The sequence below is a fragment of the Halopseudomonas yangmingensis genome, from assembly GCF_900114825.1.
Classification (GTDB): domain Bacteria; phylum Pseudomonadota; class Gammaproteobacteria; order Pseudomonadales; family Pseudomonadaceae; genus Halopseudomonas; species Halopseudomonas yangmingensis.
The window spans coordinates 67258-87820 of sequence record NZ_FOUI01000012.1 but is presented as its reverse complement, the minus strand read 5'-3'; the positions used below and the strand labels follow the sequence as shown (position 1 = coordinate 87820).

Here is a 20563-nt window from a genome sequence, read left to right as displayed (position 1 = left end):
AAAACCCCTTTGCCACCCCCCCACCCATCCTGTAACATTCCCCATCAACACCGGTCAGTCACAAAGCACAAAGAATCCGGAATGGCTTGACGAGTAGTCGACGCACACGCGTACAGGGCACGCAATACACCGCACCCCTAGAGGCAGAAGCTAGAATACAACAAGCCCGAAAAGGGCCATGGACAAGGCCAGCATCCGCTGAGGCCGCACACACAACCATCGAGAACATCTCTCGACGGGCTCATTTTGTGCGCCGAACACCCCCGCCGTCCATCCCGTTGCTACGCTTCCCCCCAAACTCGCCAGTCACTTCTGAATTCCTGTCTTTTTACACTGTCCAACAGCCGCGACACAGTCGCGCCTGCACAATCCGTTTACCCGCCGTTCTCAGGAAATTGACCCCAAATCCTGGGGCGGTAGCGTGCCAAAAACCACAGCAATACAGACCGGAGCCACCGTGAGCGACCTCACCCCCCAAGCCCATTTCCATGACGACGAAATTGACCTGTTCGAACTGGCAGAAAATCTCTGGAAAGAAAAAATCCTGATCGCACTGGTCACCGCCGTGGTTACCTTTATTGCACTGGCCTATGCGCTGCTGGCAACACCGCAATACCAAACACAAAGCACAGTGCGCCCAACCGTGGTGAAAAGCCTGGACGAACTGAACCGCTTGGGTGTGTACAAGCTAAAGCCAGGTGAAGCACTAGCTCTGGTCGCAGCAGAACTGGATTCCTATGAGGCACGTCTGGATTATTACCGCAATAACCGTGAGCTGTTCAGCGAACTGGAGTCAGAAAGCCGCAGCCTTGAGCAGAACTTCGCCCGCATTAACCAGGACGCGGTCAAGGTCATTCGGCCAGACCCCAAGAAAACCGATACGCCTAACCCCTTCGTCAGTCTGCAATTCAGTTACCCGCGCGGCGTTGATGGCCCGCAGATCGTCAATGGCATGGTCCAACACGCCATAGCAAGGGCATTGCAGGACGTAACAGCAGACCACAATGCGCTGGTAGCCAGCCGCTTGTCAGAGCTTGATCGTAAAATCAACACAGCTCGTGCTGCCTATGAAGCAGAAATTGAAGTGCGCATTGCCAAGTTGACCGAGTCGGATGAGCTCAAACGCGTACAACTCAACGACGAACTCAACGCCCTGCGCACCCAATTGCGTCAGCGCCGCGAAAACCGCATCGCCCAACTGGAAGAAGCCATCAGCATCGCCAGCGCGCTTGGCATCAAAAAGCCCACCACCCCCTCAGGCATGAGCCAGGAACAGCGCAGTACAGGTAACGTAGTACGCACCGAAGTTACCAACCAGACCCCGCCACTGTACTTTATGGGCACCGACGCCCTGGAAGCCGAACGCAAAGCCCTGCAAAGCCGCACCTCGGATGACTTCACCGCGCCGCGCATAGTGGAAATCAACAAGGAATTGCAGCTGCTGGAAAACAATCGCACCATCGAAATGCTGCAAGCCCGGGAAAACGAAGACCTGTTCCTCGCCGAACTCGCCAAACTGCGCTCCGAGCGCGCCCGACTGAAATCACTTGAACTCGACCCGCAAAAGCTGAGCCTGGTACGGATTGATCAGGTGGCAGTGCAGCCGGTGTCAGCGATCAAACCCAAGAAGCCCATGATCCTGGCCCTAGGCATAGTGCTCGGCGGCATGCTCGGCGGCATGATTGCACTGATGCGCATTGTTATCCGCAAGCGCAAACAAGCGGAAAAGCCAGCGTAAAAAACCGCTACTCAACACTGCGAAAAAGTACTGACATCACACCCAGGCAAGGAAGCCCATGACTTATCCCCATATACAGCATCACGGTGCCACACAAGGCGTAACCGGTTCTTGTCATCAGCTCTGGTTGGACGAAAGCACCAGCTTATTGATCGATTGCGGCCTGTTTCAGGGCGGTGAAAGCTCACAGCAAGGTGCAAGTGCTGATCAGCTTGATATCGAATTCAGCCTCAGCAGCGTGCAAGCACTCATTGCTACTCACGTACATATCGACCATGTAGGCCGCCTGCCCTGGCTGATTGCCGCAGGCTTCAAAGGTCCGGTTTATTGTACGGAGCCGTCAGCCTTATTGTTGCCCACGGTACTGGAAGATGCCTTTATGGTCGGCATCCAACGCGACCGCCAGCTGGCCGGCAACTTTATCGACCTGGTAAAACCCATGCTGCACGGCCATCCCTATAAAGAGTGGATCACGGTTATCCAGCGCCCTGACCTGGTCTGCCGCCTCCGCTTTCAGCGTGCCGGGCATATCTTGGGCTCCGCCTGGGTGGAATTTGATGTGCGCTACCCGCAAACCGAGCCAGTCCAACGCAAACGCATTATCTTCTCCGGGGATCTGGGCGCACCTCATGCCCCCTTGCTACCACCCCCGGCCATAGCCTGGCATGCCGATACCGTGGTTCTGGAAAGCACCTACGGCGACCGCAACCATGAAGACCGCCGCACAAGGCGCAAACGCTTTCAGGCGGTGCTGGAACAAGCGCTGGCGGATGGCGGCAGTGTGATCATCCACGCGTTCAGTATCGGCCGCACCCAGGAGCTGCTGTATGAGCTGGAAGGCATCTTCCATGACGGGTCCAACCCGCTGAGCCAGCAACAGATCCCGGTCATCCTCGATGCCCCGCTGGCCAGCCGCTTTACCGCGCTCTACCGCCAGCTCAAACCCTACTGGGATGACGAAGCCCTGCAACGGGTCAGCGAAGGCCGCAAGCCACTGGCGTTCGATAACCTGCTCACGGTGACCGAGCACCAGCAACACCTGGCCATGGTCAACCGCCTGGCCAGCACCGCACAGCCGGCCATCGTGATTACCGGCAACGGCATGTGCAGCGCCGGGCGCATCCTCAATTACCTCAAAGCCATGCTGGAAGATGCGCGGCATAATGTGGTCTTTGTCGGGTACCAGGCTGGTGGCACCCCGGGGCGCCGCATTCAGCAGCAAGGGCAGGGCGGCAGCGTCACTATTGATGGCCAGCGCCTGCGCATCAAGGCCGGTGTGCATACCCTGGGCGGCTATTCCGCCCACGCCGATCAAAAGGGCCTGACCAACTTCATTACCCGCATGCGCCACTGGCCCAGCGAAGTGCGCCTGGTGCACGGCGACCCCGGCGCCAAGCAGGCCCTGCAAGCCCGTATTCAGCAGGCTGCCAGCAACAAGAACAAGTCAATGGCTGTCATTATTCCTTGAACTGCTGGTGTCAACACGACCATGGTCTAGTCCGTTTATCGGATGGGCTAGCCAATCGATAGCTTTAATGGCCTGTCAAGACTTGTTCGCTATGGGTTACTCGGTAAAATGCCGTCACCAAATTGCAATAGCCGATGTTTTGGCGCCATTAACGGGTGCCAGCCAGCGAACTCTTTACCCCCGGCAGCAAAGTGCGCCTGATCGACGGCCCGTTCAAAGACCTGGAAGCCGTGTTCAGCAAAACCGACGGCGAAGAACGCGCCATCATCCTGCTCAACATATTACAGCGCGAACAACGCCTGAAAGTCCCGCTGACCGCCCTGGCGTCATCGTGCTGAAACAAATTTCTGGCGTCATATACCGAACGAAACGTAGCATAATGCCACTATTCGGCGTTATCATTACCAGTAACACCACAAACCCCCTGCAACGCAGCAACACCGCCAAAGCGTACAGGTAACCAGAACCAACCGGCCGCCAACAGCAGCCACCACAACGTGCCGCATGACCTGTTCTCAAGAAACCAACAGCAAATCTTGTGGCGGTAGCGTGCCCAAAGCCCAACCCGGGAACGCCGAATTGCATCCGGCAAACAGCCCAAAGCCCAACCCGGGAACGCCGAATTGTATTCGGCAAACAGCGCAAAGCGCTGCCCGTCCAGCACAGCCACTTGACTGGCTAACCACAGAACAAAAGCGTATTCTTGAGATTGAGTGTGTGGAGGTAAAGCAATGAAAAACTGCGATGAACATTCAGTCTTGACCAAAGTACGCAAGGGCAATCGTAAACAGCCTTTTGACGACAACAAGAAGCTGATGCAGTTTGCCGAGCTGTCATCGCGCAAGTCCATTAAAAACCTGCTCGATTCCGGCATTTCAGTGGTATACGTAAAAGACGGCAATCTGGTCAGCCAAAACCCTGATCATGAAATTACTGTCATCAAGCCTGCAGAGAACAAGGATATGTTCAACTTAAGGGAGTATCTGTGCCAAGGATAAGGCTGATTGCCGGCCCGAATGGGGCCGGCAAAACTTCATTGATGAAAACCCTGGTCAGCCAGAAAGTGCCCATCGGCCAGTACATCAACCCCGATGACATAGCAAAGCACATCGACCTGGCTGCAGCACTTCAACAAACCGCAACCATACTGAACTGCACGCCGCCACTCACTGAAGACAAAGCCGACTTCGCGGATTACTTCTCTGTCGCGGTTGCTCAAACCATTGCAACAGGGCTACGGCAGGACTGGCTCAATTACAAGCTATCACTGACCTATGAATCAGTCATGAGCCATGAAAGTCACCTTGGCTTCATTGACAATGCCAAGGCTGCAGGCTTTGAGCCTTATCTTTACTACATCTGCACCTCAGACCCGGAAATTCACAAGGCCCGCGTAAAACAACGGGTCGCCGCACTCGGGCATGATGTACCAGAGAGCAAAATTGTTGAACGCTACCACCGTAGCCTGAAACTGTTGTCTGCAATGACAGCAAAATGCAAGCGTGCATACTTTTTCGACAACTCAGGCCAACACCAACAACATTTTGCAGAAGTAACCCCAGCTGGCACCTTGGATATTTTTGAAAAGCAGTTCAACCAGGCCAACCCAACCTGGTTTATCGAGAATTTGCTCAAAGTATGGCCAAAAGAGCGTATACGCCTCGCCAGCCTGTAATACCCCAAGCACTCATCGCAACCCCCCCCCCGCCTCGTCATAGCGAGGCCCAAAGGGCCGTGGCAATCCATCTTGACCTTTTGACCTTCTAAGCCCAACCACCCGTCACCGGAACGACACCCAACATGTGCGGAATCGTCGGCGCCATCGCCAAGCGCAACATCACCCCCATCCTTATTGAAGGCCTACGCCGCCTGGAATACCGCGGCTATGACTCCGCCGGCATCGCCGTCATCAACGGCAGCGGCCAAATCACCCGAACCCGCGCCATGGGCAAAGTCGCCGAACTGGAAAACGCCCTCAATAAAACCGCCAACACCGGCCACCTCGGCATCGCCCACACCCGCTGGGCCACCCACGGCCGCCCGGCAGAGCGCAATGCCCACCCGCATATCGCTGACCAGCTCGCCCTGGTGCACAACGGCATCATCGAAAACCACGCGCAACTGCGCAAACAGCTGATCGCGCTGGGCTATACCTTCACCTCGGACACCGACACCGAAGTCATCGCCCACCTGCTCGCCGAACATCACAAAACCAGTGAGAACTTTCTAAGCGCCTTTCGCACCACCCTGAACACACTGCGTGGCGCCTTCGCCCTGGGTGTGATCCACGAACAGGAACCGGACACCCTCTACTGCGCCCGCATGGGCAGCCCGCTGGTCATCGGCATCGGCAGCGAAGAACACTTCATCGCCTCCGACCCCTTGGCCATGCTGCAAACCACCGACCAGTTCATCTACCTGGACGAGGGCGACCACGCCCGCCTGACGCTAACCAGCCGGGAAATCTGGAACAGCAGCAACCAGCCCACGGATTACAGCATCACCCGTTACGAACACGCTGCCCACAGCCTGGACAAAGGCGACTACCGCCACTACATGCTCAAGGAAATCTACGAGCAACCCCAGGCCATCACCGACACCCTGGCCGGCAAACTGGCCGATGACCACGTATTCACCAGCATCCTCGGCCCGGATGCCGAACAACAGCTGCACCAGATCGAGAACATCCATATCGTCGCCTGCGGCACCAGCTACCACGCTGGCCTGGTAGCACGCTACTGGATTGAAGAGCAGGCCGGTATTGCCTGCCAGGTAGAAGTTGCCAGCGAGTATCGCTATCGCACCGTGTCCGTCCCGGCCAACACCCTGCTGGTAACCATCTCCCAGTCTGGTGAAACCGCAGACACCCTGGCTGCACTCAGATATGCCAAGAAGCAGAATTATCTGGGCACGCTGGCCATCTGCAACGTAGCTGGCAGCTCCCTGGTACGCGAGGCTGGCTGGCGATTGCTGACCCAGGCTGGCCCGGAAATCGGCGTAGCCTCAACCAAAGCCTTTACCACCCAACTGGTTGCGCTGTTGTGGCTGACTACCGCGCTGGCCCAAGCCAAGCAGCGAGCCCCGGAAATCATCAACGCCAATATCCGGGCATTGCGCAATCTGCCGGGCCTGGTCGAACAAGTGCTGCAACTGGAGCCGGGTATCGAGCAATTGGCGCAAAGCTTTGCCAGCAAACATCACGCCCTGTTCCTTGGCCGTGGCCCGCACTACCCCGTGGCGATGGAAGGGGCGCTCAAGCTCAAGGAAATTTCCTACATCCACGCTGAAGCTTACGCCGCCGGTGAACTCAAGCACGGCCCGCTGGCGCTGGTCGATGAAGACATGCCCGTAGTCAGCGTTGCTCCCAGTGATAGCCTGCTGGAAAAGCTCAAATCCAACCTTGAAGAAGTTCGCGCCCGTGGTGGTCAGCTAATCAATTTCGCCTGTGAGCGGGCGGGTCTGGAAACCAGTGAAGGGGTGACCCATATTGATATGCCTTGGGTGTACGACAGCGTGTCACCCATTGTGTATACCCTGCCGCTACAACTGCTCAGCTATCACGTGGCGTTGGTGAAAGGAACGGATGTGGATAAGCCGAGGAATTTGGCGAAATCGGTTACCGTTGAGTAGGCACTATTTCTAATGAGAATAAACTTGTTCTTTCGTGCTCCCCAAATGATGATTTTAATAGCTCAGTGTTGATGTCAATTCGGAATATGACCCGCCTGGCCAATTTGGCTTTAAGAGGGATGACTCTAGTCAGCAAATTTTTGTTGATCTTTATGCTGGCAAAACTACTTGACCCGGAAGAGGTTGGTCTGTACGGCTTGGTGGCCGCTACTGTGGGTTATGCTCTGTATCTGCTGGGGTTTGATTTTTACACCTATACAACGCGAGAACTGCTCAAACGCGAGAAAACAGAATGGGGTGGTCTGCTGAAAAGCCAGTGCGCGTTTTCTATGGTTACTTACCTAGTGTTCATGCCCCTGTTACTGATTTTGTTCGCTTTTGATGTATTGCCGTCATACCTTCTTGGTTGGTTTTTCGCGCTGCTGGTGGTGGAGCACATTAGCCAAGAGCTCAATCGCTTGCTCATCGCTATTTCACGCCCTCTGCTGGCTAGTTGCGTATTATTTCTACGTACTGGGCTCTGGGCTTTGTTGGTGGTCGGGGTAATGTTCTGGCAGCCTGCTAGCAGGAGTCTGGAAAACGTCCTGATGTCATGGACGCTAGGTGCCGCAATCGCCGTTGTACTTGGTGCTGGTAGCTTGTTGCGGATGGGGCTCGGCGGTTGGCGTCGTCAGATTGACTGGCGCTGGGTATGGAGCGGTATAAAAATTGCGATTCCCTTCTTGTTGGCGACATTGGCCGTCCGTGGCATTTACACCTTGGACCGCTACTGGTTTGAAAGCTTTGCAGGCATGGAGGTTCTCGCGGCTTACGTGCTTTTCATTGGTATGAGCAACGCGCTCATGTCTTTTTTGGATGCGGGGGTGTTCGCTTTTATGTATCCCGCATTGATCAGTCATTGGCAGCAATGTTCGGCCAACGATTTCAAGCGTCAACTCAAGCAGTTATTGCTGCACACCGCTGTGTTCTGCTTACTCTTCATAACTGTAGCTGCTTTAGTGTTGCCTCTGCTACTGGATTGGATTGGTCGTCCTGTCTATCAGGAACATAGCTACCTGTTCGGCTGGCTAATGGCTGCTACAGTTTTGATGGCGCTTTCAATGATTCCTCATTATGCGCTTTATGCCCAAGGCAAGGATAAGCACATTATTTTTAGCCATCTCGGTGCGCTTTTGGTATTTATTCTGAGCGTGCTTGTGCTGGCTCCCTTTAATACTCTGCTTGCAGTACCTGCAGCCATCTGTTGCAGCTTTTTTGTCATGCTGGTATGGAAAGTACTGGCTTATTATCTCCTAACGCCTGTGGAGTATCAGATGCTCCGCAGCGCTGCTTGATGTAACAAGGAAACCTGAATCATGCTGAAAAACTCCACTATCCTCGTCACCGGTGGCACCGGCTCTTTTGGTAATACCTTCGTGCCCATGACTCTAGCCAAGTACAACCCGAAGAAAATTATCATTTTCTCTCGCGATGAAATGAAGCAGTGGGACATGGCCAAGAAGTTCGAAGGCGATAGCCGCATTCGTTTCTTCATCGGTGATGTCCGCGACAAAGAGCGCCTTTACCGTGCACTGGATGGAGTGGACTACGTGGTACATGCAGCTGCCACCAAAATCGTCCCTACTGCGGAATACAACCCTTTCGAATGTGTCAAAACTAATGTGATGGGGGCGATGAACCTGATCGACGCTTGCATCGACAAAGGTGTGAAAGGGGTAGTGGCTTTGTCCACAGATAAGGCTAGTAGTCCAATCAATCTGTATGGTGCTACTAAGCTTACTTCCGACAAGCTATTCGTAGCCGGGAACGCCTACTCCGGTGAACACGGCACCCGTTTTTCGGTAGTACGCTATGGTAACGTCATGGGCTCGCGAGGCTCTGTAATTCCCTTTTTCATGTCTATCAAAGACAAGGGCGTACTGCCCATTACCGACGAGCGCATGACCCGTTTCATGATTTCGCTGGAGCAGGGCGTGGAACTGGTATGGCACGCCTTTGAGGACATGGTCGGCGGTGAAATCTATGTCAAGAAGATTCCTTCGATGAAGGTAACCGACTTGGCCTGTGTGGTAGCGCCGGAGGCCCGCCAGGAGGTTATCGGTATTCGTCCTGGCGAAAAGCTTCACGAACAGATGATCAGCGCTGAAGATGCTTACTACACTTACGAATACCCTGAGCACTTCAAGATTTTGCCGGTTATCAACGGCTGGGCGGATTGCCCAAATCGTATCAAGGACGGCATAAAAGTTCCTGAAGGTTTTGTTTATTCCAGTGACAACAACAGTGAATGGATGGCTGGCGCTGAACTGCAGGCCTGGATAGACGCCAACCGTGAAAAAATCGGGAGCATTTAATCCATGATCCCCTATGGCCGACAGGACATCAGCGAGGCCGACATTGATGCGGTCATCGCTGTACTGCAATCTGACTTCCTCACTCAGGGGCCTATGGTGCCGCGCTTTGAGCAGGTTGTGGCCGCGCATGTTGGGGCTCAACATGCGGTGGCTGTCAACAGCGCCACTTCAGCCTTACATATTGCCTGCTTGGCGCTAGGGCTCGGTCCTGGTGACTGGTTGTGGACCAGCCCGATCACTTTTGTTGCTTCGGCCAACTGCGCTCTCTACTGTGGCGCGCGAGTGGATTTTGTAGACATCGATCCGCATACCTACAATCTGTGTGCAAAGGCTTTAGCAGATAAGCTGGAACAGGCTGAACGTGATGGCCGTTTACCCAAGGTCGTGGTTGCCGTACATCTGTGCGGCCAGTCTTGTGACATGCAAGCCATCGATGACTTGGCCCAACGTTATGGCTTCAGAGTCATTGAAGATGCGTCCCATGCTATTGGCGGCAAATATCAGGGCGAATTCATTGGTAACGGGTGGTACAGTGACATTACTGTGTTCAGCTTCCACCCGGTCAAGATCATCACTACCGCTGAAGGCGGCATGGCTGTGACCAACGACCCGCAATTGGCAGAGCGTATGAACCTGCTGCGCAGCCACGGTATTACCCGTGACCCACAGCAGATGACCCAGGCGCCGGATGGTCCTTGGTATTACCAGCAAATAGACCTTGGCTTCAATTATCGGATGACCGAGCTGCAGGCAGCCTTGGGCATAAGCCAGATGGATCGGCTAGACGGCTTTGTTGCCCGTCGCCACGAATTGGCCAAACGATATGACCAACTGTTGGCTGGCTTGCCCGTCACGACGCCCTGGCAGCACCCGGACAGCTATTCTGGTCTGCACCTCTACGTCATCCGTTTGCAACTAGAAAATAGCAGCAAAAGTCATCGTAAGGTCTTCGAGTCTCTACGTGAGCAAGGCATTGGCGTAAACCTGCATTACATCCCAGTGCATACTCAGCCGTATTATCAACAACTGGGATTCAAGACGGGTGATTTTCCTCAAGCGGAGCGTTATTACGCTGAAGCTATAAGCCTGCCGATGTTTCAGGGGATGACGGATGAACAGCAGTATCAGGTGCTCGAATCCCTGAGCTTCGTATTGTCCGGGAGGCATCCGTAAGTGTGCCGTGTAGCAGTCATTCCTGCCCGTGGTGGCAGCAAGCGTATCCCCCGTAAGAACGTGAAAGAGTTTTGCGGTAAACCGATGATTGCGTGGTCCATCGAGGCCGCGAAGGCCAGTGGCTGTTTTGATCAGATTATCGTTTCTACTGATGACGATGCCATCGCGAGTGTAGCTCGAGAGTGGGGCGCTGCGGTGCCGTTCATGCGCCCGGCGGAGTTGTCGGATGATTTTACCGGAACGCTGCAGGTGATCCGCCACGCTGTGGAGTGGCTTCACCAGAATGATGTATCAGTGGAATACGCTTGCTGCCTCTATGCCACAGCCCCGTTTGTCTCTGCGGAAGATCTCAAACAGGGGCTTAAACTCATCAAGGACACCGGCAGCAGCTATGCGTTCTCCGTGACCAGCTATGCTTTCCCGATCCAGCGAGCCATTCGGATTACCGGGAATGGCCATGTCGCTATGTTCAACCCTGAACACTTCCAAACTCGCTCACAAGACCTGGAAGAAGCCTGGCACGATGCCGGCCAGTTTTATTGGGGTACTGCTGAGGCCTGGTGTGAAGAGCGGGCCATCTTCGGCGAGGACTCGGTACCCGTTAAGCTGCCACGCCACCGGGTACAGGACATTGATACCCCGGAAGACTGGAACCGGGCGGAATGGTTGTTCCGGGCGATGCAGGCAGAAGGTGGTTCGCAGTGAGAGTTGCGTTTCGCACAGATGCATCCGTACAGATCGGCACCGGCCACGTGATGCGCTGCCTGACACTGGCCGATGAACTCACCCGCCAAGGCCACGAATGCCGGTTTGTTTGTCGTGAACATGAAGGCCATCTGGGTGAGCTGATTACGAGCAAAGGCTACGGCTTAACCCTGTTGCCCTCCTCGTGCAGTGATAACGAGCTGGACACGAAAGACAGTCGCTCTGACAACTACACACTTTGGCTGGGTGTGCCCTGGCAAGAAGATGCCCGCCAAACACTTGACACCCTGGTCCCCTGGAAACCGGATTGGCTGGTGGTTGATCACTACGCACTGGACACCGATTGGGAGCGGGCCTTGGCCAACGTCGTCGGCAGCATTATGGTCATTGATGACCTGGCGAATCGCTGCCATGAGTGTGCGCTGTTGCTGGATCAGAATCTGGGCCGGGTAGAGTCGGATTATGATGGTCTTCTACCCGAGGATTGTCAGCGACTGATCGGCCCGGGTTATGCCTTGTTGCGTCCGGAATTTGCGAACCTTCGGGAGCAAAGTCTGAACCGGCGGCAGCAGCCGGAACTGAAGCGTATTCTGATTTCATTGGGTGGTGTCGACCGTACCAACGTGACGGGCCAAGTGCTTGCTGCGCTCTCGGAATCAGTGCTGCCGGCGAGTACAGAGTTGGACATTATTATGGGGGCAGCGGCACCTTATCTGGATGAAGTTCGGCAGCAGGCTGCTGACTTACCGTTCAAAGCAATGGTGAGTGTGAATGTAACCGACATGGCCGAGCGGATGTGCTTGGCGGACCTGTCTATCGGGGCTGCGGGGGGAACTTCTTGGGAGCGTTGTTGTTTAGGGGTTCCTGCCGTATTGGTTGTTCTCGCCGAGAATCAGGTTGCCGGCGCAACCGCCTTGGAAGCATCCGGTGCTGCGGTAAAGATTGATGACGCGGACCAGCTTGGAGCCACTTTGCCTTCTGTATTGGTAGCACTTTTCGAGCCGGGCCGGCTTGAACGGATGAGTGACGCGGCTGCGGGTATCACCGATGGAGATGGCGTGTTCCGGGCACTTGAAGCGATTGGCGCAGCAGGTGGGAGAGATTGATGACGGATCACACCCTCCGACCAATGACCGAGTCAGACCTTGAACAGGTTCTGCAATGGCGCAACCATATGGAGGTGCGCCGATACATGTACACTACCCATGAGATTCGCCTGGAAGAACACCGCAAGTGGTTTATGAATGCGGGGACTAACCCTGCTATAGAGCTTCTGATCTATGAGCAAGGTCGCAAGGCGCGGGGTTTTGTTAACATCACCCGCACACGTTGCCCGGAAGTGGCAGACTGGGGCTTTTACCTGGCACCGGACGCACCTAAAGGCAGCGGTAGGGAACTTGGCAAGCGAGCCCTCAACTACGCTTTCGCAGAGTTAAGCCTTCACAAAGTTTGTGGGCAAGCGCTCGGGTTTAACGAGCGTTCGATCGCGTTTCATAAAAGACTTGGCTTTACCGAAGAGGGCCGCCTGCGGGATCAGCACTTTGATGGTGGCCAGTTTCATGATGTTGTGTGCTTTGGTCTTCTGAACCGCGAATGGCAAGCACAGGCTAAGGATTGAAGAATGAGTGAACCTAAAATCGTAATTGCCGGCCGGGAGATTTCCCGAAATCAGCCACCCTACGTCATCGCGGAGCTCTCAGCGAATCATAACGGCAAGCTGGAAACCGCCCTGAAGATCATTGAAGAGGCCGCCAAGGCCGGCGCGGATGCCGTAAAGCTGCAAACCTATCGCCCGGATACCATCACGTTGAATTCCGATGCTGACGAATTCAAAATCAAAGGCGGGCTTTGGGATGGGCGAACTCTCTATGAGCTCTATGAAGAAGCGCATATGCCCTGGGAATGGCACAAACCTCTGTTTGAGCATGCCCAGAAAATTGGCATTCCCATTTTCAGCTCGCCCTTCGACACCACCGCAGTGGATCTGCTCGAAGACCTGAACGCACCGGCCTATAAAATTGCCTCGTTCGAAGCGGTCGACCTGCCGCTAATCCGCTATGTGGCGGCCACTGGCAAGCCGATGATCATCTCCACCGGTATGGCAGACGCTGAGGAAATTCAGGAAGCCATCACCGCAGCCCGGGAAGGTGGCTGTAAACAACTGGCCATTCTCCATTGCGTAAGCGGCTACCCCGCCCCGGCAGAGGATTACAACCTGCGCACCATCGGCGACATGATCGAGCGTTTTGGGCTGGTCACCGGCCTGTCGGATCACACGCTGGACAATACCACGGCGATTGCCAGTGTGGTGCTGGGTGCCTCCATTATCGAAAAGCACTTCACTCTCGACCGCAATGGCGGCGGCCCTGATGACAGCTTCTCGCTTGAGCCGAATGACCTGGCTAACTTATGCCGGGATACTAAAACTGCTTGGCAGGCACTTGGGCGCGTTGATTATGGGCGTAAGTCGAGTGAGCAAGGGAATGTTAAGTTCAGGCGGTCACTATACTTTGTCAAGGATCTGAAGGCCGGTGAAATAATTACGCCGGATGCGATTCGAAGTGTTAGGCCAGGATTCGGAATGCAGCCTAAATTTATAAATTCCATTGTGGGGAGGCGCGTAAGAGTAAGTGTGAAATTTGGAGCTCCCGTGTTGGAATGTGATCTTTTTTTCTAGGAAGGGAGCTTTTGGTGGCTAACCGTGTAGTTTTTTTTGATGGGCTTCTTGTTTTTCTGTCTGTTGTATTGGTTTTTGGTGTTTATTATAGTCTGTATTTTTTTGATTTTTATCAGGGCGCTGTCTCGGCAGATGTTGCTGCTTTTAATTTTTTGGTTAAAGTTGTTGCTGTGTTTTTGTTGTTCTATTCTGTTTCATCTTCCGTGGTTTTTTGTAGTGATTGGCGGCGATTGGCTTTGTTTTTGTTTTCTGTCGGGTTTTCTTGTTTTTATGTTTTGAAGGGGGTTTATTATGGCTTTGATGATTATCTTTTTTTGAATTTTGCAGTATGTTCTTTGTTGTATTTTGGGTTTTATGGTTTTGATAGGGCTAGGTTTATTTTGTTTTTGGATTTCTGTGTGGCTTTTTTGGTGTTGCAAGTTGTTCTGGATTTTTCTCTATACAAACTCGGTTTTAGTTTGTGGGAAAATAGAGCGTATGTCGGTGGTCTGGGGAATCCATCTAGTTTTGGTTTTGTATGTAATATTTTGGTGGCCTATGTTTTGTTTTTGAAGCGCCTAAGCTTTTTTTCGTTGTGTTCTCTTGCGGTGCTGATTTTTGGGGTGCTGAATACGGCTTCGCTAATGTCATTGATTTTGCTAGTCCTTGTTTTTTTTGTTAGAGCCATGTTTTGGGGTGTGAGAGCTTTTGTGGGCGCATCTCTTTTGGGTGGAATGATTATATTGGGTGCTTCCCTTTTCGAGCTCAATGCGCACCTGCGTTATAAGTTTGACTCATTGCTTGGTTTTTTGTTTTATGGTGGTGGTGAGTCTATATCTGTATCAATTAGGTCAAGGTTGCATAGTGAGTTTCTTGATTATATTGCTGATGATCCGGTTGGGGTGGTTTTTTTTGGATATCATTGGGTGAGCTATTATGGGGTTGATAGTCAGTATTTGACTTATTTTGCAAGCTTTGGCGTTCTTTTCTCGTTGATGTTTTTTGGGTTTTGTTTTGTTTTGTCTGCTATTTCTTTGCTTTCTGGTGAGGATTTATCAAGATTTTTGGGTCTTGTGATCTTGATGTTTTTGTTCGTATTTTTGTCAAATAGAATTTTGGATTATTATCCATTGTCTTTGGTCTTTGTGCTTTTTTTGGCTGTGCTTTCAGAGCTTCAGGTTCGGCGAAGGGTTTGCATGAAGTAGTGATTTTTATGCTTGTTGGAGGGTTTGTGAAAGTTGGATTGGCGAATATTTTTTCTTTCAGGCCTCATGTTGAGCAGCTTTTTTTTCTATCAAAAGTTTTGCAGGATGCGGGGCATGAAGTTTTTTATTTGACCTGCGATGCGGCAGTAGATAACTGCTATCCTCGAGCTATCAAGGGTAGCAGTAAGCTTAAGGAGTGTGCTAAGTGCATTATGGGTGGTGTGCGTAGCTATACAGGGCATTCAGTCACAGCTATTGGTAGGGGAAAATATGATGAGTTGCCTGAGGCCGTTTTGGACGAACTCGCACTTTCCAGTTCTTGTACGCTGACCCGCACTGAGTCAGAAAGCGAGTGGGGGGATGAGCCGGTGTTGCAGGTACGTCGGTCGCTACATATCCCTATTGCCCGTACCTATGCTAGTGCTAAGCGTTGGATTGAGGATAATGCTCTTGAAGGAGTGATTTGCTTTAACGGGCGAATGGACCTTACACGTGCAGTTACTTATGCTTGTGAACAGACAAACGTTCCTTATATTACCCACGAGCGTCCTTGGTTCAGTCAAGGTTTGCATTTGACGCCGAACGCGAACTGCCTGTCTCTGAAGGCTGTTGGGGACATGGTTGCTACTTTCGATGACCGGCCATTAACACTGGCGCAGGCACGCATCGCAGGAAAACTTGTGGGCGAGCGTTTTCTTCAGCGAAACTCGCTGGAATGGCGACTTTACAACAAGAATCCAGAGCCTGCACCTTGGCCACTAAGCTCTCTCGGACCGCGGGTGCTGGTCCTTCCTAGCAGCAAGAACGAATTTGCCGGCCACGCTGAGTGGAAGTCTGGCTGGATCGATAACACCCAAGCTTTAGATGACTTCTTCGAGGCATTTGGCATTGCGCCAAGTCAGGTAGTGGTACGCTGCCATCCGAACTGGGCCGAAAAGATTGGTCAAGTCGGTGGTGAGCGTTCGTTGACTCTTTACCGGGAGTGGGCAAAGCGCCGGGCGATTCACTGTATATCTAGTGAGCAGAAGGCGAATACTTATGACTTGATCCAGCAGGCCGATATTGTCGTGCTAAATGGAGGCAGCTCTGCTGTCGAAGCGGGTGTATGTGGTAAGCAGGTGATCTGTTTGGGGCCCTCAACCTACGACAGGGCAGGGTTCGTTCGAGCTTTTGCAGACAAAACGGCCATGTATGAGGCGCGGGCTCGGATAGATCTTGACCCAGAGCAAATTATCCGTAAAACATTGCGTTTTTTGTATGTTCGCTCACATCGTCACCCTCAATTCGTAGACTTCGTTCACCCCATTGAAACGACCCGGTATACCTATTACCAAGGTGCAGATGCTTCTCGTCTTATCAGAATGTTCCAGACGGGTGAGTTGGCTGCTGACGATCCAACCTATGCGGTGGATGATAGCGATGAGAGCGAGATCGTGGAGTTACTGAAGAAAAAAAGCTGGGACAAGCTTGCTGACTATCCTATGCCTCGCTTGAAGTTGCCGAAGCTGGAGATAAAACGGCGTCCTGCATTTTTCTGGGTTGATGATTTCAGGGCAAGGCTGCCGAGGGGAGATCGGGGGTGAGTAAAGTAAAGATGCCAATGATTACTGTTGTGACCCCGTCATATAACGCAGAAAAAATGATTGGAAGGACAATTCAGTCAGTCCTTGACCAGAGCTGGCTTGATTGGGAGATGTTGATCGTTGACGATTGCTCAAGTGATGCGACGCGTGACGTCGTTGCTAGCTATATTGCTGAGGACTCTAGGATTCGTCTGATTGCGTTAGATGTAAATCATGGGGCTCCTGCAGCCCCTCGAAATATTGGTGTGCGCGAGGCTAAAGGGCGTTGGATTGCTTTTTTGGATGCTGATGATATCTGGCATCCGGAAAAACTCACCCAGCAAATTGCCGCTGCTGAGTCCAAAGGAGGTAAATTTCTTAGCACGCAAATGAAAGATTTTTGGGATGATAAGTTGCTGTGTTTCCCAGCGGTTGGTTCTGCTTCTGTTGAGCTTGTTACGTTCGGCAAGCAGAGACTGAAGGGGCGAATTCCAACCTCGAGTGTTCTAGTGCTTCGTGAGTTGATGCTGCAGTTTCCATTCAATGAAGATATTCGTTATAAAGCCGTGGAGGACTACCATTGCTGGATGCGTATTCTTGAGAGTGGTGTTAAGCATTGGAAGGTAAAGTTCCCCCTGCTTTGCTATCGTCGAATAGCAGGCCAGATTTCTGGCTCTAAAAAATATATGCTTGAGAGAATGCATATGGTGCATAGGGAGTTTCCTAACACCAATTCGCTGCAAGCAATTTTTTTTACGCTGACCCATGCGTTGGGTGGCTTTTACTATCGAATTCTAAAGAAGGGGTTGTGAGATGAAGCGAGTACTTGTCACCGGTGGTGCAGGGTTTCTCGGTTCGCACTTGTGCGAGCGGCTGTTGGGTGAAGGGCACGAGGTTCTGTGTGTTGATAATTTTTACACTGGAACTAAGCAAAATATCGCCCACCTTCTTGCGAATCCTTATTTTGAGTTGGTGCGTCATGATGTAACTTTTCCTCTATATGTAGAGGTTGATGAAATATATAATTTGGCATGCCCTGCCTCACCAGTGCACTATCAATTCGACCCTGTGCAAACTCTCAAAACCAGCGTGCACGGTGCAATAAATATGCTGGGGTTGGCAAAGCGCACTAAGGCAAAGATTTTCCAAGCCTCAACGAGTGAAGTTTATGGGGATCCGGAGGTGCATCCTCAGCCAGAAAGCTACTGGGGTAAAGTCAACCCGATAGGGGTACGTTCTTGCTACGACGAAGGCAAGCGTTGTGCAGAAACATTGTTCTTTGATTATCACCGCCAGCATGGGTTGCTGATAAAGGTAGCGCGTATTTTCAATACTTATGGCCCGCGTATGCATCCTGACGACGGTAGGGTAGTAAGCAACTTTATCGTTCAGGCACTTAAAGGCGAAGATATTACTATATATGGTGAAGGCCAGCAGACCCGTAGTTTTTGCTATGTCGATGACTTGATCGAAGGGTTTGTTCGGTTGATGAGTAGTGCGGACGATGTTACTGGGCCAGTTAATCTAGGCAATCCAGGCGAGTTTACTATCCGCCAATTGGCAGAAAGGGTTCTGGCCTTGACGGGGTCAAACTCAAAGTTAATTTTTAAGCCTTTGCCTCAAGATGATCCTCGGCAACGTCAGCCAAATATCACCTTGGCCCGCGATCTACTTGATTGGGAGCCTAAGGTAATGCTTGATCAAGGGCTGGATAAAACTATTGCCTATTTTGATAATTTGCTGTCGGGTGACGGTGCACCGCATAAGTGAGTTTTTATGAAAGTTACGGTTTTTGGTAGTGGTTATGTTGGTTTGGTGACAGGGGCCTGTTTGGCTGATGTGGGACACTCGGTTGTTTGTATTGATGTAGACCAAGAGAAGATCGATGGGCTAAACAAGGGAGTTATCCCGATTTATGAGCCTGGTCTCGAGGAACTGATACTCAAGAACGTTGCTGCTGGAAGGCTTTCTTTCACAACCGATGCATCGGTTGGTGTTGCGCATGGCGATTTGCAATTCATCGCTGTGGGCACTCCCCCAGATGAAGACGGTAAAGCTGACCTCAAGTATGTGCTGGCTGTTGCTGCCACTATTGGCCGATACATGACTGATTATAAAGTCATTATTGATAAGTCGACTGTGCCTGTTGGAACGGCAGATAAAGTTAAGGCGGTGATAGCTGCGGAGCTTGAAGCGCGTGCCGTCAAGACTGGATTTGATGTTTGCTCCAATCCTGAGTTTTTGAAAGAAGGTGCTGCAATTGAAGACTTTACTCGAGGCGCGCGTATTGTGGTTGGTACGGACTCGGAAACGGTTATTGGTCTGATGCGAAAGTGCTATGCACCTTTCAATCGTAATCACGACAAGCTGATGTTTATGGATGTTCGTTCGGCCGAGCTAACTAAGTATGCGGCTAACGCCATGCTTGCAACAAAGATCAGTTTTATGAACGAGATGGCTAATTTGGCGGAGCTGCTTGATGCGGATATCGAGCAAGTCCGCTTGGGAATCGGCTCTGATCCGCGGATTGGTTACGATTTTATCTATCCTGGCTGTGGTTACGGCGGGTCATGCTTCCCTAAGGATGTACAAGCGTTAGCACGTACTGCTTTGGAAGTAGGCCATACGCCGGATCTTCTGTTAGCTGTGGAAAGTGTAAACAATAGACAGAAGCATGAGCTTTTCAGGAAGTTATCTTTTGCCTTTGATGGGGATCTTGCAGGTAAAACCATTGCTGTCTGGGGGCTTGCTTTCAAGCCTAATACTGATGATATGCGTGATGCTCCAAGCAGAGTTTTGCTTGAGTCGCTTTGGGATGCGGGTGCAACCGTTCAAGCTTACGATCCTGAAGCTATGCGCGAGTGTAAAAGAATTTACGGGTCCCGACCAGACTTAGAGTTGTGTGCTTCCCGTGAAGCTGCGTTAGTAGATGCTGATGCATTGGTTATTTGTACTGAGTGGAAAGCGTTCAGGACGCTGGACTTCCCTAAGCTAAAGGAAAACCTTAGATACCCAGTTGTAGTTGATGGGCGAAACATGTTTGAACCCACCGACATGGCAGCCGCAGGCTTGATGTATTACTCAATTGGACGCGGTATTAAAGCGGGGGTATGACAATGGGGGGCAGAGTACTTGTGACAGGTGCGTCTGGCTTCATTGGTTCGCACTTGGTGAAGCGGTTGATAGATGCAAACCAAAACGTATTGGTAGTAGGGCGTCGTCGTCCCGCCCTTGAGGTCGAGTTTCTTGCGGCAGAGCTTGACGATAGTCAGGCGCTACAAGCCGCACTGACCGACGTTGACGTTGTGATTCACCTTGCAGGGCGAGCTCACGTCATGCGTGAAAGCCACATTTCGCCCCTCGATGAGTTCCGGCGTGTCAACCGGGATCTTGCGCTGCATTTTGCGACGCAAGCCAAACATAGTGGGGTGAGGCGTTTTGTTTTCATCAGCTCCATTGGTGTGAATGGCGCGGTCACGCAAGATGCGCCATTCTCAGAGCTCTCTAACCCGGCCCCCCATGCAGATTATGCGCTCTCTAAATTCGAGGCCGAACAGGAGTTGGAGAGGCTTTTTAGCGGTTCCGATACGGAGCTGGTCATCATTCGTCCTCCGCTTGTTTACGGTGCTGATGCTCCGGGTAATTTTTCTAGGCTGCTAAAACTTGTTAGGCACGGAGTGCCTTTGCCTTTGGCTGCGGTTCAGAACCAGCGCAGCATGATCTGCCTGGATAATTTGGTTGACTTCATTATGGTGTGTGCTTCCCACCCCGCGGCAGCTAATCAGTGTTTTCTCGTGTCCGACAATGAATCTGTTTCTACACCTGAGTTGGTTCGCTTGCTTGCTGAAGGAATGGGGCGCAAAGCCCGGTTGCTTCCTTGCCCTGATTTTATGCTGCGCTTGGGAAGTAGGTTGGTCGGCAGGGCTGCCATGTACACTCAATTATGTCAGTCACTTGTAGTTGATACCTCAAAAGCGCATAAACTGTTAGGGTGGCGGCCGCAAACCTCTGCTTATGATGCCTTGCGTACCGTAGGTCAGCAGTACTTGCAAACTAAGATCAGATAAGACCC

At 52.2% G+C, this 20563-nt stretch carries 19 protein-coding genes; all 19 read left to right on the top strand.

Annotated elements, in window-relative coordinates; all coding sequences use genetic code 11:
* Positions 1 to 457 precede the first annotated feature (457 nt).
* The 19 genes from BMZ23_RS11260 to BMZ23_RS11170 all read left to right on the top strand — a co-directional run bounded on the left by BMZ23_RS11260 (position 458) and on the right by BMZ23_RS11170 (position 20558).
* Positions 458 to 1738 carry an LPS O-antigen chain length determinant protein WzzB gene (locus BMZ23_RS11260; RefSeq protein ID WP_245748205.1) on the top strand — a complete coding sequence of 427 codons (1281 nt, stop codon included), beginning with the start codon at positions 458 to 460 and terminating at the stop codon, positions 1736 to 1738.
* A 127-nt stretch (positions 1739 to 1865) separates the two neighbouring features.
* Positions 1866 to 3206 (top strand): MBL fold metallo-hydrolase RNA specificity domain-containing protein, encoded by a 1341-nt coding sequence (locus BMZ23_RS11255; RefSeq protein ID WP_425431690.1) that lies wholly within the window; start codon positions 1866 to 1868, stop codon positions 3204 to 3206.
* 155 nt (positions 3207 to 3361) lie between these two features.
* Positions 3362 to 3544, top strand: coding sequence for a transcription termination/antitermination protein NusG (gene nusG, locus BMZ23_RS14985; RefSeq protein WP_093477078.1), 183 nt, complete (start codon positions 3362 to 3364; stop codon positions 3542 to 3544).
* A 393-nt stretch (positions 3545 to 3937) separates the two neighbouring features.
* Positions 3938 to 4204 carry a hypothetical protein gene (locus BMZ23_RS11245; protein WP_093477073.1) on the top strand — a complete coding sequence of 89 codons (267 nt, stop codon included), beginning with the start codon at positions 3938 to 3940 and terminating at the stop codon, positions 4202 to 4204.
* A 41-nt stretch (positions 4205 to 4245) separates the two neighbouring features.
* Positions 4246 to 4881: an ATPase gene (locus BMZ23_RS11240; RefSeq protein WP_245748203.1), complete on the top strand. Its 636-nt coding sequence runs from the start codon at positions 4246 to 4248 to the stop codon at positions 4879 to 4881.
* A 125-nt stretch (positions 4882 to 5006) separates the two neighbouring features.
* Positions 5007 to 6836, top strand: coding sequence for a glutamine--fructose-6-phosphate transaminase (isomerizing) (gene glmS / locus BMZ23_RS11235; protein WP_093477064.1), 1830 nt, complete (start codon positions 5007 to 5009; stop codon positions 6834 to 6836).
* Between the two features lie 86 nt (positions 6837 to 6922).
* Positions 6923 to 8170 (top strand): lipopolysaccharide biosynthesis protein, encoded by a 1248-nt coding sequence (locus BMZ23_RS11230; RefSeq protein WP_245748201.1) that lies wholly within the window; start codon positions 6923 to 6925, stop codon positions 8168 to 8170.
* A 21-nt stretch (positions 8171 to 8191) separates the two neighbouring features.
* Positions 8192 to 9190, top strand: coding sequence for a UDP-N-acetylglucosamine 4,6-dehydratase (inverting) (gene pseB / locus BMZ23_RS11225; RefSeq protein WP_093477056.1), 999 nt, complete (start codon positions 8192 to 8194; stop codon positions 9188 to 9190).
* A gap of 3 nt (positions 9191 to 9193) precedes the next feature.
* Positions 9194 to 10363: a UDP-4-amino-4,6-dideoxy-N-acetyl-beta-L-altrosamine transaminase gene (pseC, locus tag BMZ23_RS11220; RefSeq protein WP_093477053.1), complete on the top strand. Its 1170-nt coding sequence runs from the start codon at positions 9194 to 9196 to the stop codon at positions 10361 to 10363.
* Positions 10364 to 11068, top strand: a complete 705-nt coding sequence (pseF, locus tag BMZ23_RS11215; protein ID WP_093477048.1) for a pseudaminic acid cytidylyltransferase — start codon at positions 10364 to 10366, stop codon at positions 11066 to 11068. It abuts the gene before it with no gap.
* Positions 11065 to 12174 carry a UDP-2,4-diacetamido-2,4,6-trideoxy-beta-L-altropyranose hydrolase gene (gene pseG, locus BMZ23_RS11210; RefSeq protein ID WP_093477044.1) on the top strand — a complete coding sequence of 370 codons (1110 nt, stop codon included), beginning with the start codon at positions 11065 to 11067 and terminating at the stop codon, positions 12172 to 12174. The genes pseF and pseG overlap by 4 nt, the downstream gene beginning before the upstream one ends.
* The gene (pseH, locus tag BMZ23_RS11205; protein ID WP_342707841.1) at positions 12174 to 12686 is read left to right on the top strand and encodes a UDP-4-amino-4,6-dideoxy-N-acetyl-beta-L-altrosamine N-acetyltransferase; all 513 of its coding nucleotides are present in this window, start codon (positions 12174 to 12176) and stop codon (positions 12684 to 12686) included. Before pseG ends, pseH begins: the two co-directional genes overlap by 1 nt.
* 3 nt (positions 12687 to 12689) lie before the next feature.
* Entirely contained in the window at positions 12690 to 13745 is a 1056-nt protein-coding gene (pseI, locus tag BMZ23_RS11200) for a pseudaminic acid synthase (RefSeq protein WP_093477040.1), read from the top strand.
* A 14-nt stretch (positions 13746 to 13759) separates the two neighbouring features.
* Positions 13760 to 14929 carry a hypothetical protein gene (locus BMZ23_RS11195; protein WP_093477035.1) on the top strand — a complete coding sequence of 390 codons (1170 nt, stop codon included), beginning with the start codon at positions 13760 to 13762 and terminating at the stop codon, positions 14927 to 14929.
* Positions 14917 to 16512: a capsule biosynthesis protein gene (locus BMZ23_RS11190; RefSeq protein WP_245748200.1), complete on the top strand. Its 1596-nt coding sequence runs from the start codon at positions 14917 to 14919 to the stop codon at positions 16510 to 16512. The genes BMZ23_RS11195 and BMZ23_RS11190 overlap by 13 nt, the downstream gene beginning before the upstream one ends.
* Positions 16509 to 17303: a glycosyltransferase family 2 protein gene (locus BMZ23_RS11185; protein ID WP_177197274.1), complete on the top strand. Its 795-nt coding sequence runs from the start codon at positions 16509 to 16511 to the stop codon at positions 17301 to 17303. Before BMZ23_RS11190 ends, BMZ23_RS11185 begins: the two co-directional genes overlap by 4 nt.
* A gap of 1 nt (position 17304) precedes the next feature.
* Complete coding sequence (locus BMZ23_RS11180) at positions 17305 to 18261, top strand: UDP-glucuronic acid decarboxylase family protein (protein ID WP_093477032.1); 957 nt, start codon at positions 17305 to 17307, stop codon at positions 18259 to 18261.
* 6 nt (positions 18262 to 18267) lie between these two features.
* The gene (locus tag BMZ23_RS11175; RefSeq protein WP_093477028.1) at positions 18268 to 19605 is read left to right on the top strand and encodes a UDP-glucose dehydrogenase family protein; all 1338 of its coding nucleotides are present in this window, start codon (positions 18268 to 18270) and stop codon (positions 19603 to 19605) included.
* Positions 19602 to 20558: a UDP-glucose 4-epimerase family protein gene (locus BMZ23_RS11170; RefSeq protein WP_342707840.1), complete on the top strand. Its 957-nt coding sequence runs from the start codon at positions 19602 to 19604 to the stop codon at positions 20556 to 20558. The genes BMZ23_RS11175 and BMZ23_RS11170 overlap by 4 nt, the downstream gene beginning before the upstream one ends.
* Positions 20559 to 20563: the final 5 nt, after the last annotated feature.

Excerpts from the sequence above, each read along its gene's own strand:
- pseH (WP_342707841.1), top strand. The coding sequence starts at position 12,174 with ATGACGGATCACACCCTCCGACCAATGACCGAGTCAGACCTTGAACAG.
- pseB (WP_093477056.1), top strand. The coding sequence starts at position 8,192 with ATGCTGAAAAACTCCACTATCCTCGTCACCGGTGGCACCGGCTCTTTT.
- BMZ23_RS11180 (WP_093477032.1), top strand. The coding sequence starts at position 17,305 with ATGAAGCGAGTACTTGTCACCGGTGGTGCAGGGTTTCTCGGTTCGCAC.
- BMZ23_RS11230 (WP_245748201.1), top strand. The coding sequence starts at position 6,923 with ATGACCCGCCTGGCCAATTTGGCTTTAAGAGGGATGACTCTAGTCAGC.
- BMZ23_RS11175 (WP_093477028.1), top strand. The coding sequence starts at position 18,268 with ATGAAAGTTACGGTTTTTGGTAGTGGTTATGTTGGTTTGGTGACAGGG.
- BMZ23_RS11245 (WP_093477073.1), top strand. The coding sequence starts at position 3,938 with ATGAAAAACTGCGATGAACATTCAGTCTTGACCAAAGTACGCAAGGGC.
- BMZ23_RS11240 (WP_245748203.1), top strand. The coding sequence starts at position 4,246 with ATGAAAACCCTGGTCAGCCAGAAAGTGCCCATCGGCCAGTACATCAAC.
- glmS (WP_093477064.1), top strand. The coding sequence starts at position 5,007 with ATGTGCGGAATCGTCGGCGCCATCGCCAAGCGCAACATCACCCCCATC.
- pseC (WP_093477053.1), top strand. The coding sequence starts at position 9,194 with ATGATCCCCTATGGCCGACAGGACATCAGCGAGGCCGACATTGATGCG.
- pseI (WP_093477040.1), top strand. The coding sequence starts at position 12,690 with ATGAGTGAACCTAAAATCGTAATTGCCGGCCGGGAGATTTCCCGAAAT.
- BMZ23_RS11170 (WP_342707840.1), top strand. The coding sequence starts at position 19,602 with ATGACAATGGGGGGCAGAGTACTTGTGACAGGTGCGTCTGGCTTCATT.